At 65.0% G+C, this 18,275-nt stretch carries 16 protein-coding genes; 9 read left to right on the top strand and 7 right to left on the bottom strand.

Features of this window, described 5'->3' with window-relative positions:
* Positions 1-35: 35 nt before the first annotated feature.
* Positions 36-458, top strand: coding sequence for a hypothetical protein (locus Q0877_RS13950; protein ID WP_299168867.1), 423 nt, complete (start codon positions 36-38; stop codon positions 456-458).
* Positions 455-928 (top strand): HIT family protein, encoded by a 474-nt coding sequence (locus tag Q0877_RS13955; protein WP_299168870.1) that lies wholly within the window; start codon positions 455-457, stop codon positions 926-928. Before Q0877_RS13950 ends, Q0877_RS13955 begins: the two co-directional genes overlap by 4 nt.
* Before the next feature lie 4 nt (positions 929-932).
* Here Q0877_RS13955 and Q0877_RS13960 read toward each other — a convergent pair whose 3' ends face one another.
* From Q0877_RS13960 to Q0877_RS13975, 4 genes are all read right to left on the bottom strand, one after another.
* Positions 933-1,370: a hypothetical protein gene (locus Q0877_RS13960; protein ID WP_299168873.1), complete on the bottom strand. Its 438-nt coding sequence runs from the start codon at positions 1,368-1,370 to the stop codon at positions 933-935.
* Between the two features lie 330 nt (positions 1,371-1,700).
* The gene (locus Q0877_RS13965; protein ID WP_299168874.1) at positions 1,701-2,804 is read right to left on the bottom strand and encodes a polyprenyl synthetase family protein; all 1,104 of its coding nucleotides are present in this window, start codon (positions 2,802-2,804) and stop codon (positions 1,701-1,703) included.
* Between the two features lie 194 nt (positions 2,805-2,998).
* Positions 2,999-4,267, bottom strand: a complete 1,269-nt coding sequence (locus Q0877_RS13970) for a geranylgeranyl reductase family protein (RefSeq protein ID WP_299168875.1) — start codon at positions 4,265-4,267, stop codon at positions 2,999-3,001.
* Positions 4,268-5,032, bottom strand: coding sequence for a demethylmenaquinone methyltransferase (locus Q0877_RS13975; RefSeq protein ID WP_299168877.1), 765 nt, complete (start codon positions 5,030-5,032; stop codon positions 4,268-4,270).
* 97 nt (positions 5,033-5,129) lie between these two features.
* Here Q0877_RS13975 and Q0877_RS13980 point away from each other — a divergent pair, with 97 nt between their 5' ends.
* The 5 genes from Q0877_RS13980 (at position 5,130) to Q0877_RS14000 (ending at position 10,542) form a co-directional block, all read left to right on the top strand.
* On the top strand, positions 5,130-6,482 hold the full coding sequence (locus Q0877_RS13980) for an isochorismate synthase MenF (protein WP_299168880.1): 1,353 nt from the start codon (positions 5,130-5,132) through the stop codon (positions 6,480-6,482).
* Positions 6,483-6,605: 123 nt separating this feature from the next.
* Entirely contained in the window at positions 6,606-7,409 is an 804-nt protein-coding gene (locus Q0877_RS13985; RefSeq protein WP_299168884.1) for a transporter substrate-binding domain-containing protein, read from the top strand.
* Between the two features lie 79 nt (positions 7,410-7,488).
* Positions 7,489-8,274 (top strand): amino acid ABC transporter permease, encoded by a 786-nt coding sequence (locus tag Q0877_RS13990; RefSeq protein ID WP_299168886.1) that lies wholly within the window; start codon positions 7,489-7,491, stop codon positions 8,272-8,274.
* Between the two features lie 3 nt (positions 8,275-8,277).
* Complete coding sequence (locus Q0877_RS13995) at positions 8,278-9,030, top strand: amino acid ABC transporter ATP-binding protein (RefSeq protein WP_299168889.1); 753 nt, start codon at positions 8,278-8,280, stop codon at positions 9,028-9,030.
* Positions 9,031-9,123: 93 nt separating this feature from the next.
* Positions 9,124-10,542, top strand: coding sequence for a D-alanyl-D-alanine carboxypeptidase family protein (locus Q0877_RS14000; protein ID WP_299168891.1), 1,419 nt, complete (start codon positions 9,124-9,126; stop codon positions 10,540-10,542).
* Here the strand turns inward: Q0877_RS14000 and menD are convergent, their stop codons facing one another.
* The 3 genes from menD to Q0877_RS14015 all read right to left on the bottom strand — a co-directional run bounded on the left by menD (position 10,543) and on the right by Q0877_RS14015 (position 15,627).
* Entirely contained in the window at positions 10,543-12,231 is a 1,689-nt protein-coding gene (menD, locus tag Q0877_RS14005) for a 2-succinyl-5-enolpyruvyl-6-hydroxy-3-cyclohexene-1-carboxylic-acid synthase (RefSeq protein WP_299168893.1), read from the bottom strand. It abuts the gene before it with no gap.
* A gap of 115 nt (positions 12,232-12,346) precedes the next feature.
* A complete protein-coding gene (locus Q0877_RS14010; protein WP_299168894.1) occupies positions 12,347-14,515 on the bottom strand; it encodes a PhoX family phosphatase in 2,169 nt (722 codons plus the stop codon).
* Positions 14,516-14,640: 125 nt separating this feature from the next.
* On the bottom strand, positions 14,641-15,627 hold the full coding sequence (locus Q0877_RS14015) for an o-succinylbenzoate synthase (RefSeq protein WP_299168896.1): 987 nt from the start codon (positions 15,625-15,627) through the stop codon (positions 14,641-14,643).
* A 176-nt stretch (positions 15,628-15,803) separates the two neighbouring features.
* Here Q0877_RS14015 and Q0877_RS14020 point away from each other — a divergent pair, with 176 nt between their 5' ends.
* Complete coding sequence (locus Q0877_RS14020; protein ID WP_299168898.1) at positions 15,804-17,264, top strand: glutamyl-tRNA reductase; 1,461 nt, start codon at positions 15,804-15,806, stop codon at positions 17,262-17,264.
* An 88-nt stretch (positions 17,265-17,352) separates the two neighbouring features.
* Positions 17,353-18,273, top strand: coding sequence for a phosphatase PAP2 family protein (locus Q0877_RS14025; protein ID WP_299168899.1), 921 nt, complete (start codon positions 17,353-17,355; stop codon positions 18,271-18,273).
* Positions 18,274-18,275: the final 2 nt, after the last annotated feature.

Genomic DNA, 18,275 nt, shown 5'->3' on the forward strand with positions numbered 1-18,275 from the left:
GATGACTTCATCCCCCAACAACACCTGGAGCCACTGTGACCGAGCTGTTCCTGGATAAATTCCGCGCCCTCGTACCCGCTTACTTTGAAGAGCAGTGGGTGCCGGAAGACGGGCTGTCGGAGGACGAGCTCGCGGAGCTGCGCGCGGGGCAGGATTTCCCGCTTCCGATGGCGCTGCGTGAGTTCTACCTTGCGGTCGGTGCGTCCGAGGACCTCATGGAGGCGTTCCACTACGTGTGGGATCCGGATGAACTGGAAATCGAAGACGGATTCCTGCTGTTCATGGAAGACATCGACGAGAAATTCGTCTGGGGCATCAAGGCCGACCAGCTGAACGTCCCCGATCCCATCGTCTGGCGGCGCAACAACGCCCGCGGGTCCTGGAAGGACGAGGAAGGCACCTTCAGCGAGTTCATGCTGGACATGTTCGACTGGGTGTTTGACGAAGAGGCAGAATGACCTGGACCACCCACGCCCCTTCAGGGTACGAGTGCCCGTTCTGCGACCTGGCATCGGGCGAGTTCCGATTCGCGTCCAACCTCTGCAAGCCGGGTGACCTGATCTACTCGGATGACCTGGTGCTCGCGTTCATTGCTTCCCACGGCTTCGAGCCGAACCCCGGGCACGTCCTCGTCACTCCACGCGCCCACTACGAGCTGCTGTATGAACTGCCCGACGACGTAGCCGGCCGCATCATGACCGTCACCCGGGACATGGCCATCGCCATCAAGCGCGCATGGAATCCGGACGGCGTCTCAACGCGCCAGCACAACGAGCCGGCCGGGAGCCAGCACGTGTGGCACTACCACCAGCATGTGCTTCCCCGCTGGCACGACGACGGCTTCTACTTCACGCCGAAGCGCCCCATCGTGGACCCGGCCATCCGTGCCCGCAAAGCCGCGGAGCTCCGCGCCGCGTTGGGCCTCTAACCTTTTAGCCACCTGCGATGGTCATGTTATTTCGTCGCTGATCCCTGGTCCGCTCGCGCCTGGTCGAGTGATACGCATCGCCGTCCACCTCGACCACCAGGCAACCCTCCAGCAGGAAATCGACGCGACCGACACCATCGATCCTCACCTGAGTCTCTACCTGGAGTCCTGCATCAACGAACATAAGTCGTGTCACAACCTCCAGAGCTGACTCGGCACATCCTGTGACTGCGTCGAGCGCGGCACGGGCCCTTCCGTTCCGAGGCCCTTCCAACCGCTCGAGCAGGAAACTGCGCACAGTTTCGTCTCGCCGCAATGCGCTCTCGACGATTACGGCGGACTGCTCCTTTGGGAGGCAGTGCAGCGCGTGGATGAGCACGTCCGCCAACCCGACCAGCGGAAGATAGGGGTGTACTGGAACGCTTCGCGCGCGGTGGTTCACATACTGATTCGCGCGGGCATGCAGACAACTGACGTGTTGGGACGGCGGGGACTCCAGCACCCACAGCCCATAGTGCCCTGCAGCCGAAGCACATGTGAGAAGACCGTTGCTGCCGACTGCACCGAGGAAATCGCTGGGCGCGTTTGGAAGGGCAAGGACTCCGGGCCGCACCTATTCGATCGTGCAGCGGTAGTCGACTACAAACGCGTACCGGTCTGCTCAACTTTCAGCGCCGATCGAAGGGCTTTGCCTTGGTACGACGCCATTTTTACCGGTCGGGCACCCGTGAAAGTGAGCAGACCGGGGCGCGGCCCCTGGAACCGGACGGGGTCAGACGTCGCGGCTGACAACCGCCTGGGCAAAGCTTGCCAGGGCTGTCTTGACCATGCTGTCCGGCAACGGGTCGAGGGCGGCGACGGCGTCTTCCGCCCACTGCTGAGCAACCGCCCACGCCTTCCGGGTAGCGGAGTGCTCGCGAAGCGCCGACACTGCTTCGGCCAGCGCCTCATCGGAGGTCAGGTCCCCGTCAACGAGCTCAAGCACACGCTGCGCCGAGTCATCACCGGACGCGGCCGCCTCCCGCAGCAGCAGCACGGGCAGCGTGGGGACGCCTTCACGCAGGTCGGTACCCGGAGACTTGCCCGACTTGTCCTTCAGCCCGGTGACGTCGATGACGTCGTCAGCGAGCTGGAATGCCACACCGACCTTCTCGCCGTAGGACACCATCACGTCAACAGCTGACGCCGGTGCATCCGCGAAGATTGCGCCGAGCTGCCCGGATGCTGCAACCAGCGAGCCGGTCTTGTCCGCGATGACGGAGAGGTAGTGGTCCACCGGATCCTCGCCGTCGCGCGGCCCGACGGTCTCGTGCAGCTGGCCGAGGCAGAGCCGCTCGAAGGTGCGCGCCTGGATACCCAGCGCACGCGATCCCAGCTCCGAGACAAGGATCGACGCCCGTGCGAAGATCAGGTCCCCGGTCAGGATCGCAACGGAGTTGCCCCACACTTCATGGGCGGTTGGAGCGCCGCGGCGGTATGGCGCGGAGTCCATCACATCGTCGTGGTACAGCGTTGCCAGGTGGGTCAGTTCGACGACGACGGCGGCAACCACCACCTCTGCCTTGCTTGCGTCTCCCAGATGGGAGGCGAGGATGGTGAGCAGCGGTCGGATTCGCTTGCCGCCCGCTTCCACCAGGTGGCGGGAGGTCGCATCGGCCAGCGGATCTGAACTGGAGATCGCTTCGCGCAGCTGCTTCTCCACCTTTGCAAGGCACGTCGACACGGCCGGACCAAGTTCCGGATCCTCGGCAATCAGGGCAAAACCCGCGGGCAGGCGCAACCCCGTGGCGATCACGCCGGTGCTCGGGTCCAGCTCGTCGATGAGCGGGCGCGGATGGCCAGCACGGGTCCAGCTGGTTTGGGGGGAATCCGTCATGGTGCTAAGCCTATCGGGCGAGGGACCCGATGCGAGCGCAGCGAGTGTTGGGAGCCCGATAGGCGCTATCGGGCGAGGGACCCGATGCGAGCGCAGCGAGTATTGGGAGCAAGACTGGGAAATTTTGTGCAGCGATGGCGGATTCTGTGCGATGGAACCCACCAGAGATGCGCAGAAGTTCCGGTTTGGGGCACCTACTGGTTGCTGGTCGCCGGCACGAGCTTCTCGAGCACATGGATCAGCCGATCCTCGAAACCCTTACCGGATTCGTCCGTCAGGTTGGCCAGCATCCGCACGACGAACCGCATCAGCACGGGGATGGGCATGCCTGTGCGCAGCGCGAGGCGAAGAATGGCCGGCTTGCCGATAAGCCCCGCGAAGATCCGCCCGAGGGTGAAGTGGCTCCCCCACTGGTCCCGGATGTACGGCGCGTAGCCGGCGAGCACGTTGTCCCGCCCAGGCCCCGGCGAAAGGCTGAGCGACCGCTCGATGAACTCGGCCGCATACCGCGCGGACTCCATCGCGTAGGAAATTCCTTCACCGTTGAACGGCGACACCATGCCGCCGGCGTCGCCCAGCAGCAGCAGTCCCGGTGAGTAGTGGGGAGTCCGGTTGAAGCCCATCGGCAGCGCCGCACCGCGTATTTCGCCGACCTGGTTCTCCTCGGTGAATCCCCAGCCGGCGGGCATTCCGGCGGTCCAGTCGCGCAGCACCTGCTTGTAGTCGAGCTTCCCGAACGACGCCGAGGAGTTGAGAATCCCCAGCCCCACGTTCGACGTCCCGTCGCCCACGCCGAAGACCCAGCCGTAACCGGGCAGGGGATTTCCGGAGGCGTCCGGCAGTTCCAGCCAGCCCTCCATCCACGGATCCTCATGCCTGGGACTGGTGAAGTAGGTCCGGACCGCGACGCCGAGCGGTCGGTCATCCCGTTTGGCCATGCCGAGACTCACAGCGGTGCGTGTGGAGTTTCCATCAGCCGCCAGCACGACGTCTGCGCTCAACGTCTTCTGCTCGCCGGTCCGGCGGCCGTTGGCGCCAAGTACATTGACGACGACGCCGGTCACCCGCCCGCTCTCGTCGCGTACCGCTTCGGTGACCGAGTGGCCCTCGAGAATCTGCGCACCGGCGGACCGGGCGTGCGAGGCGAGCTGCTCATCGAAGCCGAGGCGGGTGCGTACAAGCCCGTAGGAGGGAAAGTCGGACAGTTCGGGCCAGGGAAGCTCCACCGTGCGGCCGCCGGCCAGCAGCCGGAGGCCCTTGTTCCGCCGCCAGCCGAGTTCCTCGCCGTGCGGCAGTCCCAGCAGCTGGATTTCCCGGACGGCACGGGGAGTGAAGCCGTCTCCACAGACCTTCTCGCGGGGGAAGAACGTTTTCTCGACAACGGTCGTCTCGATCCCTGCGGCGGCCAAGTAGTAGGCGGCGGTGGACCCGGCCGGCCCCGCCCCGATGATGAGGACTGACACTTAGTTGGCAGCCCTGCTGCTGCGTCGGCGACCGCGGGTCTGGGAGGCTGCCGCCGTCGTCGTCATGGCGCCTTCCGGCTTGGTGGCGCGGTGTACCGCGACGATGCCGCCGTTGAGGTTGCGGTAAGCGACTGACTCCCAGCCGCTCTGGGTGATCCAGGCGGCGAGCTCATCCTGGTTGGGCCAGGCGCGGATGGACTCCGCGAGGTAAACGTACGCGGCGGGGTTCGAACTTACCTTCGTGGCGATCGCCGGAAGTGCCCGCATCAGGTACTCGGTATAAACAGTGCGCCACAGCGGGAAGGTGGGCTGGGAGAATTCGGCAATCACAAGGCGTCCGCCCGGCTTGGTGACGCGAAGCATCTCTTCCAGCGCTTTGGTGGGACGGTCAACGTTGCGCAACCCGAAGGAGATGGTGCTCGAGTCAAAGGAGTTGTCAGCAAACGGCAGGTTGGTAGCGTCTCCCGCAACGAAATCGATATCCGGCCGGCGGCGCTTGCCCACGCGCAACATGCCAAGTGAGAAATCACACGCGACGACGTTCACGCCGGCGTCCGCGTAAGGCTCGCTGGAGGTGCCGGTGCCGGCTGCAAGATCAAGCACCCGGTCGCCCTGCTTCGCATCTACGGCATCCACCACGATTCGCCGCCATCGGTGGGTTTGCCCCAGCGACAGCACGTCGTTGACGACGTCGTACTTGGGAGCCACGTCGTCAAACATGGCCGCAACTTCCTCGGGACGCTTATCCAGCGATGCTCGATTCACTCCGTCATCATCTCAAACATTGTCAGCGCCGAAAAATACAGTCCCCCAATCCGGGGCAGAACGGAGAGGACACAGCGCGGGAGTACGCTAGATCATCATGAGCACTCCGTCCCCTGCTGCAGTGGCGACGCCGCTGAACCGGACGCCGGCACTTCGCAGCATCACCTTCGAGCGGGGCGATCTTCAGCTCGACACAGGCCTCCTCGATTACGTGGTGCGCAATGACGTTCACACCTGGATCCGGCGTGGCACAGGCATCGTCGGCTTCGGCGAAGCTGCGCGCTTCACCACCGCGGGCCCGGAGCGCTTTGCCGAGGCGCAGGCGTGGTGGCGAGATATCGTCACGGCGGCCGACGTCGTCGATCCCCTCGCCCAGCCGGGCAGCGGGCTGGTGTCCTTCGGCTCCTTTGCCTTCTCCAAAACCTCCCGCCACCCGTCGCGCCTGATTGTGCCGCGCATTCTTGTGGGCAGCAATGAAGGCAAGAGCTGGCTCACTTACATCACGGACGACGGCGGCGCGGAGCTCACTGCCTCCGCCGCCGAGGCGGAATTGGCCGCCTATCTCGACGAAGTGGATCCCGAGCGCAAGCCCTGCCCGGGCGACCGGCTGGCTCCCGGGATCCTTACCGAGGAGCAGTGGATGACGGCGGTCAGCCGCGGCGTGGCGCACATCCGTGCCGGTGAGCTGAGCAAGCTCGTCCTGGCCCGTGACGTTGTTGCGGAACTCGGCTCACCCATTTCGACGGCGCAGGTACTCCGCGAACTCGCTGTCCGCTACTCGGACTGCTGGACATATGCCGTGGACGGGCTCATCGGCTCGACCCCGGAGATGCTCATCAAAGTCGAGAACCAGACCGCCCGGGCCCGCGTGCTGGCGGGAACCCTTGACCGGTCCACCGCGCCCGCCGGCGAAAATGGCTACGCGCAACGGGTCCTGGCCGGTTCCGAGAAACAGCAGCATGAGCATGAGATAGCGATCGACTCCCTCACCCGGCAACTGGAGCCGTTCACGCAAACCATGACCTCGCACAGCGAGCCGTTCGTGCTCGAACTCCCGAACGTGTGGCACCTCGCCTCGGACGTGAGCGCGGAGCTGACGCCGGACAGCGAAGGCAACGTGCCGTCGTCGTTGGCTCTGGTCGAGGCGCTCCACCCCACCGCGGCTGTCTGTGGAACGCCCACCACGGTGGCGGGCGAGCTGATCCGCGAACTGGAACACCTTGAGCGCGGCCCCTACGCCGGCCCGGTCGGCTGGATGGACGCCGAGGGCAACGGTGAGTGGGGCATCGCACTGCGCGGCGCCGTCGTTGAAACTCCAACCAGGGTGCGGATGTACGCCGGGTGCGGCATTGTCGAGGCTTCCCAGCCGGTGGCGGAGCTCGCTGAGACGTGGAGCAAGTTCCGGCCGATGATCGAGGCGCTGGGGCTGCGGGCACCGCTACGATCCTGAGCGGTACCGGTTCCTTCTGTTGGTTACTAATAGGCAATAGCTGTAGCCTGTGATGCACATCTCTATTACAGCTAGAATCGTCGATGACGTTTCTTTACACCCCGTCCCGAGCTGAGGTACTGCATGTTCCCGAAGATTTCCAAGTCCCTTGCCGTAGTGGCAATCGGCACCCTCGCACTGACCGCCTGCGGCGGCGGCTCCGAGTCCGGAGAGGGCGGCGAGGCAGCAGGCGGCTCCGAGTTCGACCTCGTCTCCCCCGGTACCCTGACCGTTTGCTCCGACATTCCCTACGAGCCGTTCGAGTACGAGGAGAACGGCGAGTACGTCGGATTCGACATGGATCTGATGCGTGAGATCGCCACCGGTCTTGATCTTGAGCTCTCCGTACAGGACGTCGGCTTCGACGGCCTGCAGTCAGGCGCCGTGCTCGCGGCGGGGCAGTGCGATGTCGGTGCCAGCGCCATGACCATCACGCCCGAGCGCGAAGAGAACCTGACGTTCGCCGACCCGTACTACGATTCCCTGCAGTCGCTGCTGGTTCCGGCTGACTCGGACGTCGCCACGCTTGAGGATCTTGCCGGCGAGTCCGTGGGCGTCCAGCAGGGCACCACCGGTGAGCAGTACGCCCGCGACAACGTGCCCGCTGATGCCGAGGTAGTGGCATTCCCGAGCGACGCCGAGCTGTACGCGGCGCTGCAAGCCGGCAACGTAGCGGCGATCCTGCAGGACCTGCCCGTCAACCTGAACCACACTCAGGAAGGCGAGTACACGATCGCCGCCGAGTTTGAAACCGATGAGCAGTACGGGTTCGCCTTCCCCAAGGAGGGAAGCGAGGCACTCGTCGAAGCAGTGAACACCCAGCTCGGTGAGCTGCGTGAAAGCGGCACGTACGACGAGATCTACAACACCTACTTCGAGGAGCAGTAACCTCTCCACGGACCTGCGGCAGTTCCAGCTTCTGGAGCTGCCGCAGTCGTGTTCATCTCCGGAAAGATAGGTCAAACACGTGAGACCCACTACCCGCAAACGCCTGTTCCGCGGTGTGCTCTACGCCATCTTCATCATCGCCGTCGCCGTCGTTGTCCTGCTGGCTGACTGGGAAGCGATCAGCACCAATTTCTTCAACCTGGAAGTGGCGGCGGAGGCGTTCCCCACGGTCGTTACCGAGGCTGCGAAGAACACCGTCATCTACACGGTCATCGCCTTCATCGGCGGCATGATCGGCGGCCTGATCCTGGCGCTGATGAAGCTCTCCCCGGTCGGCCCGTACCGCTGGGTGGCCACGGCCTACATCGAACTGTTCCGCGGCCTTCCTGCGCTGCTCGTCATCTTCGGCTTCGCGTTCGCTGTCCCGATCGCCTTCGAATGGCGTCCGCCGGGCGGCTCGACCGGCGCCGGATTGATCGCGTTGATCGTCGTCTCCTCGGCCTACATTGCTGAGACTATCCGGGCAGGCATCGAGGCCGTGCCGAAGGGACAGGTTGAGGCTGCACGATCGCTCGGCATGCGGCCATCGTGGACGCTCGTGTCAGTGGTGCTGCCGCAGGCATTCCGGATCATCACCCCGCCGCTGACCAACGAGCTGGTGATCCTGATCAAGGACACCTCTCTGCTGTTCATCGCCGGTATGGCGCTCGGAGACCGCGAGCTCACCACCTTTGCCCGCGACACCGTCTCTTCCCAGGCCAACTCGACGCCGCTCGTACTTGCCGCGCTGCTGTACCTGATCATTACCCTCCCGCTGACCCAGCTGGTTGCCAAACTGGAACGTCACAACAAGAGAGGCCGATAAGCCATGGCCGAACAGCCACGGACCGACGTACCCGCCATCGAGGTACGCAAGTTGTGCAAGTCCTTCGGAGACAACGAAGTGCTCAAGGGCATCGACTTCCATGTTGACCAGGGTGAAGTGGTCTGCGTCATCGGCCCCTCGGGCTCGGGCAAGTCCACGCTGCTGCGCTGCGTCAACAGGCTTGAAGAGCCGACGTCGGGGACCATCATTGTGGAGGGCGTGGACATCACCGATGAGGATACCGATCTGGACAAGGTACGGACCCGCATTGGAATGGTGTTCCAGCAGTTCAACCTGTTCCCGCACCTGAACGTGCTGCGCAACCTGACCCTGGCCCAGATCCGCGCCAAGAAGCGCGGAAAGGCGGAAGCCGAGGAGACCGCCCGGCGGAATCTGGACAAGGTAGGGCTCGCTGAGAAGGCTGAGGCCTTCCCGGCACAGCTGTCAGGCGGACAGCAGCAGCGCGTTGCCATTGCCCGGGCGCTGTCCATGGACCCGGACATGATGCTCTTCGACGAGCCCACCAGTGCGCTCGACCCGGAGCTGGTGGGAGACGTCCTCGACGTCATGAAGCAGCTCGCCCGCGACGGCATGACCATGATGGTGGTCACCCATGAGATGGGCTTTGCCCGCGAAGTCGGTGACCGCGTTGTGTTCATGGACGGCGGCGTGGTGGTGGAGCAGGGCAAGCCGGAGGACGTCCTCGGCAACCCGCAGCACGAGCGCACGAAGAGTTTTCTCTCAAAGGTGCTCTGACCGCAACTCAGGACCACCACCATTTCCAAACGGATTGGTGCGTGCGAAAATGAACGCACCAATCCGTTTGGTCTCCCCTATCGCAGGAATCCCATGTCCGAGTCAGCCACCGTCGGACGTCCGCGTCTGAGTGCGCGGTTTGCCGCCGTCGTCGTTCTTTGTTTCACGCTGCTCACCGGCCTGCTCACCGCACCGCCGGCCGTCGCCGCGCTCCCGGTCAACGATCCCAACAACCTCCAGGTGCTGGTGACGAAGTCACGGCCACTGAATCCGCTGCGCTACATCGCACCGGACCTCGTGTTCTACCCGGGGACCAACTTTGTGCTGCGGCGCGAGGTGTCCGCGAACCTGCAGAACCTCTTCGCCGCCGCCCGAAACGCCGGTGCACCGCTCGCTGTGGTGAGCGCGTACCGTTCCTATGACCAGCAAGCCGCGCTGTACAACTCGTATGTGGCCCAGTATGGACAGGCCGTCGCCGACACCATCTCCGCACGACCGGGCCACAGCGAACACCAGACGGGCCTGGCGGTCGACGTCGGCAACCTTGACGGCTCCTGCGGCCTCGGCGCCTGCTTTGCGAATACTGCCGGCGGCCGCTGGGTAGCAGCGAATGCGCACCGGTACGGATTCATCATCCGCTACCCGAACGGCTACCAGTCCACCACCGGCTACACCTTCGAACCGTGGCACCTGCGCTATGTCGGCCGGTCAGTGGCCACCGAGATGCGGACCCGCGGCATCCCCACCATGGAGCACTACTACAACGGCTCCAACCAGTCGATCAAGAGCGGCACTGCCCTGGTCGCCGCGGATTCCGCCGGAACGCTCTGGAACTACGCACCGAACTGGTACGGAGGTTTTCTGGGACGCACCCGCATTGGATCGGGCTGGCTCGGCCTCAAAGCCGGGTACTCGACAGACTGGAATTCCGACGGTTCCCAGGACATCCTGGCGCAGTGGCGGGACGGAAGGCTTACGCTCTACCGCGGGCTACGGGCCGGCGGATTCGCGCCGCCTATCCAGATCGGAAGCGGCTGGGCGTCGATGGATCTCGTTGTGGGCACCTGGTGGCGTGGGAGCCGCTACCCCTCGGTGGTCGCGAAAGACTCAACCGGCGGGTTGTGGCACTATTCGAACACCACCGGCGGAGCGCTGTCCTCGTTGCGTTCAGCCAAAATCGGCCACGGCTGGCAGGGGCTGGGCATCGCCCTGGCCGACTGGGACCGGGACGGAAATCAGGACATCCTCGCCACCCGGGCGAACGGGCAGCTCGTGGTGTATCGCTCCAACGGGCTGGCACGTTTCATCAGCGAAGGACGCCCAGTGGTGGGCACCGGGTGGGACTTCATGGACAGCCTGCGAGCGGTTTCAGGATTCCAGGGGCCGGGCTCCTACGGCCTGCGTGCACGGGCATCCAACGGTCAGCTTCGCTACTATCCCCTGCCGGGCAACGCCTTCGGTCCGCGCGCAATCATCGGGAGCGGCTGGCAAAATTACACCATCCTCGACTGATCAGTTGCCCCCGGCGGCGTTCCGCACAGCGTCCTTCACCCGTGCGTGAATCTCGCGCAAACGGGCGCGGTCTGCGCGGACCTCGAGAACCGATCGGCCGCTGATCGGTTCAGCCAGCGCTGAATCCAATTCATCGGCGGTGCTGATGAGCCGGTGCGAAACGCCGTAGCCCTTCGCCAAGGCGGCAAGATCCGCGGAGTGAGGCGTGCCGAACAGGCGTTCGACGGCGGTTCCGTAGCGTTCCAGCGCGGCCGGGCTGCCATGCTCGAGCAGCCCGAAGATGCCGCCGCCGGAGTCGTTGAGCACGACGACCTGCAGGTCCGGACCCTCCTCGCCGGTACCGAGCAGGAGCCCACCGGCGTCGTGCAGGAAGGTCAGGTCGCCAACCAGCAGTCGGGTGGGTATGCCGGCCGCGAGCGCAATGCCGGTCGCAGTGGAGATGGTGCCGTCAATCCCGGCCACACCCCTGTTGGCGTACACCTCAAGGGGGTGCCAGTCGCCCGTGGCCATCAGGTCCAGGTCCCGGATGGGGTTCGAGGACCCCACAACCAGGTTGTCGGTGGTGTTTTCCCAGACGGCATCGGCGACATGCAGCCCGGTCAGGAGCGGCTCCTCGTCGAGATGCAACTGCAGGGCGGCCTCGGCCCGGGCACCGGCCTCGCGCCATTCCTCCAGCCAGCCGTCCGCGCCGCGCCCGGCGAAGCTCAGCAGTTCATCGAGGGAGCTGATCAGTCGTTCGGGCCGCCTGCCCTCCTCAAACCAGGCCTGCGGCTCAGGCACGTACAGCGCCCGCTCCACATCCGTCCGGGCGAGCAGCGCTGCCACGGGCCGGGAGAGCGTCGGCCGGCCGAAGACAACGATCCGCTCGATCCTGGGACCAAACCGTTCAAGCAGCAGCCGGTACGCCCCGATCACCGAAGACCCGAACCGGGCGTTCGACGACGGCTCAGCCAGCAGCGGCAGGCGAAGGTGCTGCGCGAACACCGCTGCCAGCTCTCCCGCACCGTGCCCGGCGACCACAACGGTGCGGGCACCGTCATTTCCAGGAGGAGCCGCCGTCGTCGTTGTTGCTGCTGTTGCTGTTGTTGTTGTTGCTGCTGGAAATCGAGCCTGCTCGCCTGATTCTGAAACCGTCGGCTCGGGAGGTCCTGCGGCCTCGGCGAAGTTAGGCACCAGCGGATCGCGGAAGGCAAGGTTCACCTGCACCGGGCCGGCTGGTCCGTCGGCGCCGCGCGCTTCAGCGAGCGCCCCGGCCAGGTAGGGCGCGGGGTCATTCCCGGCGGGAACATCAAGCGCGGCACGCACATGTACGCCGAACATGCCGTCCTGCCGGGTGGTCTGGTTGGCACCGGTTCCGCGGAGTTCATCCGGGCGGTCTGCGGACAGGACAATCAGGGGCACTCCGGCGTGATTGGCTTCCATCACCGCCGGGAGGAGCTCGCCGACTGCGGTTCCGGAGGTAGTGACGACAGCGGCGGGGCGCTGCGAGCCCAGCGCCAACCCCAGCGCGGTGAACCCGGCAACCCGCTCATCAGCACGAACATGAATGCGCAGTTCACCGCGTTCGGTTGCTTCAGCCAGCGCGTAAGCGAGGGGTGCGCTGCGCGAACCTGGGGCCAGAACGACGTCGGTAATCCCTGAGGCAATGAGCGCGGCGGTGACGCGGCGGGCTGAGTCGATGGAGTCCACCCCTCCATCCTCACACTCTTGGTAACCACCTCGGGAAACTTCCGCGCGGATTTGATGAGTCGGCGTCAGGCCCAGCCCACCAAACCCGCACAGAAGTTCCCGAGGGCTCTGGGTGCTACTTGTTGTCGCGGCCGCCGCGGTTGTCATCGTTGCGGGGCTTCCCGTTGCCGCGTCCGCGTCCGGGCTTGTCGTTGCCCTTGCCTGCCCGCTGCTCCGGGTAAACCTGGATCACCGAGGGGCGGGGCAAGGCGCCTTCCCCACGCTTCGGCGCAGTCCCCGCCTGGACGTAGTCGGGGAAGAGCGAGTTCTGTGCACCCCATGCGCCGTCCTCACCCGGGTGTTGCACGGCTACGAAGACGTTCCGCTCGTCGTCGTGAATGATCGGACCGCAGGTCTCGCCGTCACGGGGAACGGCGAGGAACTGATCCACGCGCCCGCGCTCGCTTCCCTCAAGGCCAACCCGGAATAGGCCGTCGCAGTAGCCGATGGTGCCCGGCTGGCCGTCGGTGGAGATCCACAGGTTGCCTGCAGTGTCGAAAGCCAGGTTGTCAGGGCAGGAGATTGGGGACACCTTGTCCGTCGGATAACCGCTGAAGTAGGTGCTGGAGTTGGTGGCCGGATCGCCGCAGACCATCAGCAGGTTCCAGGTGAACCGGGTGGAGGTCTGGTCGCCGCCGTTCTCGGTGATCTCGACGATGTGGCCGTCCCGGTTGCGGGTGCGGGGGTTCGCCTCGTCCACCGGGGCCTGGCCCGGTACACCGCGGTTGGTGTTGTTGGTGCACGCGACGTACACCTTGCCGGTTGCCGGGTTGGGCTCCACGTCTTCGGCGCGGTCCATCTTGGTGGGGCCGACCTTGTCCGCTGCCAGCCGGGTAAAGACGGCTACCTCGGCGGCGCTCATGCCCGGAACTGCGGACTCGTTGTCGATGATCAACGGCAGCCACTCGCCGACGCCGTCGAATGCGCCGTCGGAGGGCAGCTCACCGGTGCCGTCAATCTCCGGCACGGAGTTGCCCTGGAAGCGTGCGACATACAGCGACCCTTCGGAGAGCAGCTCCATGTTCGCCCGGCGGTCCTCGGCGCGGGTGCCCGGGCGGACCGTGTTCTTCGAGACGAACTTGTAAAGGTAGTCGAAGCGCTCATCGTCACCGGAGTAGGCGACCACGCGGCCGTCAGCGGCGACAATTACGTTCGCTCCCTCATGCTTGAAACGGCCGAGCATGGAGTGTTTTTTCGGCGTGGAGCCCGGGTCGAAGGGATCGACTTCCACGATGTAGCCGAAACGGTTGGCTTCGTTGGCGTAGCCGGCGTTCCGCGTATCGAAACGCGGTTCGTCGGTTTCCCACGCACGCCCGGTGGGGCGGGACGTCAGTCCGTAGCGGCGGTCAGCGTCGGAGGTGCTCGGGGTGACGAAGTAGCCGTTGAAGTTCTCCTCGCCCGAAAGGATGGTGCCCCACGGGGTGGTGCCGCCGGCGCAGTTACCGAGCGTGCCGAGGATCGTGCGCCCGGCTGGGTCGTCAATGGTTTTCACGAACTCCGAACCGGCGGCAGGGCCGGTCAACTCGTACGGGGTGTCCAGGAGGTAGCGGCGGTTGAGACCCGCCCCGACCACGTAGTTCCAGGGCGCATTCTTGTTCTTCCGCTCAAGCTCGACGACGGAGAGCCCGTGGGCCGCCCGTGCGATGGCCCGTACTTCGCCGGCGGGAAGTTCCGGCGGGAACATGATGCTCTCATTGGTGTACTCGTGGTTGGCGAACAGGACCGCACGGCGGCCTTTACTGCCGGGAATCTCAACGATATCCGTGTAGTCGCAGTTGTAACCGAACTGCTGAGCCTGAGCCGCGGCGCTCTGGTTGTTGGCATCGAACGCCGGAGCACCACGGAACAGCGGGTCGCCCCAACGGATCACCGGACGCCAGGCAAAACCTTCGGGAACCGTGAAGTCGTCGACGAGCGCGTCCACCGGATCGATCGGGGTGAATTTCAGCTTCCCCTTTCCACCGTGGCGTTTCAGCGCGACTGCGGGTGCAATGCCGCCCCCGCCCGGTGCCAGCTGCGGCGCATTGGCACCGACCAGCATGGTGAGGGCACCCACGGCGCCGGCTCCCATGACGCTGCGCCGGGACAGCTCGTTCGAAACGATGTCGCGGAAGTAGTTGTTGCTGCTCGTGTTGCAGACCGCTGACGCGCAGGCGTTGTCGCACTTCAGTGCGCAGGTGACGGCACTGCGTTTGCCGTTGGTGTGGCCGAGCATGGGTAGGAGTCGGCGCTTGGTGTCGCTCACGAGGGTACCTTCCGGTGTACAGATGTGGGGTCGGTCCCACCCTGACAACCGAAATGAACCTTTGGAGGGTCCTTCGATGAACGCGGACCCAACGAAGAACGAACACCGGCCTACATTCGGCGCGACTACAGCTTGCCCGCCACCCGCCTCAGCCGTTCCAGCCACCAGTCAGCACGCTCAATCGGGGCCTTGAACCGCTCAAGAAGCTCCTCCGACACGGCCACCGGTTGCACCGGCAGCCAGCCGCCGTCGGGCAGTAACGGCTCAGGCGACACGTCGCCGTCCATCAGCGAGAGCGTTGCCAGCCCGCAGGCATAAGGCAGGTCTGGCAGTGAGGCCGCGAGCGCCACCCCTGCACGAATGCCGACTGACGTGTCCAGCGCGGAACTGACGACGGCGGGAAGGCCCGCCTGCGCCACGATGTCCAGTGCGCGCCGCACCCCACCGAGCGGCGCAACCTTCACAACGATCAGATCCGCCGCGTCCTCGCGGGCGACGCGCAGTGGATCCTCCGCCTTGCGAACGCTCTCATCGGCCGCGATAAGGACTGGGAGCCCGCGTCGCCGCAGTTCCAGCCGCACCGCCCGCAGATCGCCGGTGTCCAGAACGGGCTGCTCGGCGTACTCAAGTGCATACGGCGCGAGCGCTTCGAGCGCCAAAAGCGCTTCGGCTGTGCTCCAGCCGCCGTTGGCATCGACGCGCAGCTTTGCCTCCGGGAGGAGGCGGCGCACCTCAGCGACGCGCGCGACGTCGTCGTCGAGGGTCTGCCCGCGCTCCGCCACCTTGATCTTCACAGCGGTGACAGCGCCGAAACGGGACAGGACCGGTTCGACGTCGGCCGTGCCCACCGCGGGCATGGTGGCGTTCACCGGCACACGGGTACGCACCGGCACAGGGAAACCTTCCCAGGCGGCTTCCACCGCGGCGCGCAGCCACGCAGCTGACTCATCGTCGTCGTACTCCGGAAAAGGCGAGAACTCACCCCAGCCAGCCGGTCCGTGCAGGAGCAGCGCCTCGCGATGTGTGACCCCGCGGAAACGGACGCGCATGGTAATGGAGACGACGCGCGCCGATGCCAGCAGTTCCTCGAGAATGGGTTGGGACGGCTCCATCCGACCAGCGTACGCTCGCACCAGTCAGCTCCCCGCCTCGAAACAGGTCAGGACTGCCCTGCAATGGCTGCAACGGGATCAAGAATTCCCAAAGGTACCTGCGCGACGCTGTTTCAGGTAAACAGAGGTTGTGAGCGATCCCGACTTCACGCGCATCTCTATGGGAGGAGATGGTCTTGGCTGCCGTACTACGCTCAATCTGTCCCCAGGCAGAACCCGGCCGGGAGAATCCCGTGCTGGCCGCGCTGGTGGTGAACTACCGCGATCTGGACGTTGATGCAGCCGCGCGGCTTCATGGCGTGTCGGCGCCGCTGCTGTGGCACCTTCTCTCTGACGGGTCTGCTGTTTCAGGCGTGGTAATTCTGTCCACCTGCAGTCGCTTCGAAATCTACTGTCAGATTCCTTCCGACGTCTGCGTTCTGAGCACGCGCTCGACCGTTCTGAGTGCCCTCAGCAACTGCTCGGGCTTGCCCCTCTCCCGGCTCTTCGCGATCTTCAATCAGATCCAGGGCCAACTCCTGGTGAAACACCTTTTCGCCGTTGCATCCGGTCTTGATTCGGTCATTGCAGGTGAATATCAGATCGGGGGCCAGGTCCGTCGCGCTCTTTCAGACGCCCAGACGGCAGGCACAACCACGGGTCCGCTGATCAGGCTGTTCCAGGAGGCTTCCCGCACCGCCAAGACAGTGGCGACGCGTACCACGGTCAATGCGTCCGGACGATCCATCGCAGCTCTTTCCCTGGATATCGCCCTCTCGGTGATGAGACACGAGACGCTGGCCGCCGCTTCTGTTGTCATCTTCGGAACCGGAGCCTACGCCGCTCACATCATGGAGGTACTCAGGGGCCAAAAGTGTACGGCAGTGTTCGTTTTTTCCTGGACCGGCCGAGCCGAGGACTTCACCGCCGCCAAGGGAGGAACCGCGCTGTCCCTTGCGGAGCTACCGGCAGCGATCGCCGCAGCAGACATCATCCTCGGTTGCAGCGGCAATGGAGCCCGCCTCGATGCCTCCACGCTTGGTTCATGGAGACAACACACCACACGCCCTCTCGTTGCCATAGACCTCTCCCCCAACAATGATTTCGATCCGGCCATCGCCCACCTTCCAGGCCTCGAATTGCTCACCCTGGAGTCAATCCGGCGTGCGGCCCCGAAAGCGGACATTGAGACGCTGCGCCAGGCTCATGACCTGGTTCAGGACGCAGTGCATCGCTTCGAAGAACAGGAAAGCATCCGCCAGATAGATACAGCCATCGTCGCTCTGCGCCAGCACGTGGAGGGTGTCCTTGCCGCAGAGCTGAAGCGACTCCATCAACAGGAACGAGGCGCCGCAGTTCCGGAGGCCAGCGCCGCCCTGCGCCGAATGGCCCAGCAGCTGCTGCATACACCGATGGTCCGAGCCCGGAAGATGGCCACAGCTGGCGAGCATCACGCATACATCGCAGCTTTGGATGCTCTTTTCGGTATCAGCGTTGATCTTCCCGATCATCCGGATAGTTCTCCCGGGTCGGCCGAGCTCGGTGTCATCCCCTGGCCGTATCGAGCGCAGCCGTGCCAACCATCCCTGCACGGTGAATCACAAGCCGCAGGCATCTGGCCGGAAGCGTGCGCAACACGTCAGGCAGCAGCGATCTAGTACCTCCGCTCTCCCTTCCACCGAGCCGGACGGGAACTGTCCCCGACCGATTCAGGAACCAACACGGCGTTGTGTCAGTGTTAATCAGGTGAGCACCAAGCACCCCACTACGGCACGCCGCTTTTCCACGGCCGCACGGCACCCCGTGCTGTTCGTCCTTGGCGCGCTCGGCTGCTTTGTTGCCCTGGGCTGGACCTACTGGGCCTTTGTCCGCACCACCACGGGGCAGTTTGCCGATGAGTCCGCGTGGGCGGAGGCGGGGATCGCCGCTCCGGACACCCAGGGGCCCTTCCTCCGGTTCCTCGATAGCCTGCCCCTGATTTCGGTGTTCATTGCTGCAGCAGTGATCGTCTTCGTCACGCTCGGACGACGGCGGTGGGCGGCTGCCGCTATAGCGCTTGGCACAATCATCGGCGCCAACCTCACCACCCAGATCCTGAAGAACCTGCTCTTCGACCGCCCTGACCGGGGTGTACCGACGCTCGACTTCAACTCACTTCCATCGGGGCATACGACGCTGGCCGCGTCCGCCGCCGCAGCGATCTTCCTCGTGGTGTCACCCCGCTGGCGACCGCTCGCAGCCGCCAGTGGCGGCACCTACTCCGTTCTTGCAGGAGCCGCGACCTTCATCAACCTATGGCACCGGCCCGCCGACGTCGTGGCCGCGTATCTGGTGGTGGCAGCCTGGACCCTCATCGGCGGTCTCCTGATCATGCGCACCGGCAACCGCTGGAATGTCTGGGATGGATTCGGGAGGTTTTGGGGTGCGTCCCGGGCCTGGCTGGCGCTGTGCTGGATTCCCGGGTTGATCGGCCTGGGTCTGTCCCTCGGGCTGTACCTATATGCGCAGGCAATTGGTCCTGCTCCCGTGCCGGGCACGGCCGGTGTTCCGCTGTTCTTCTGGTCCGGCCTGTCGCTCATCGTCGGGGTAGGCTACACGCTGAGCGCGACGGCGTGCTGGCTGTTCGGTTCACAGGCGCGCCTGAACGGCTCCCCGGACCACGGCTGACA

The sequence above is a fragment of the uncultured Arthrobacter sp. genome, from assembly GCF_947495145.1.
GTDB lineage: Bacteria > Actinomycetota > Actinomycetes > Actinomycetales > Micrococcaceae > Arthrobacter_D.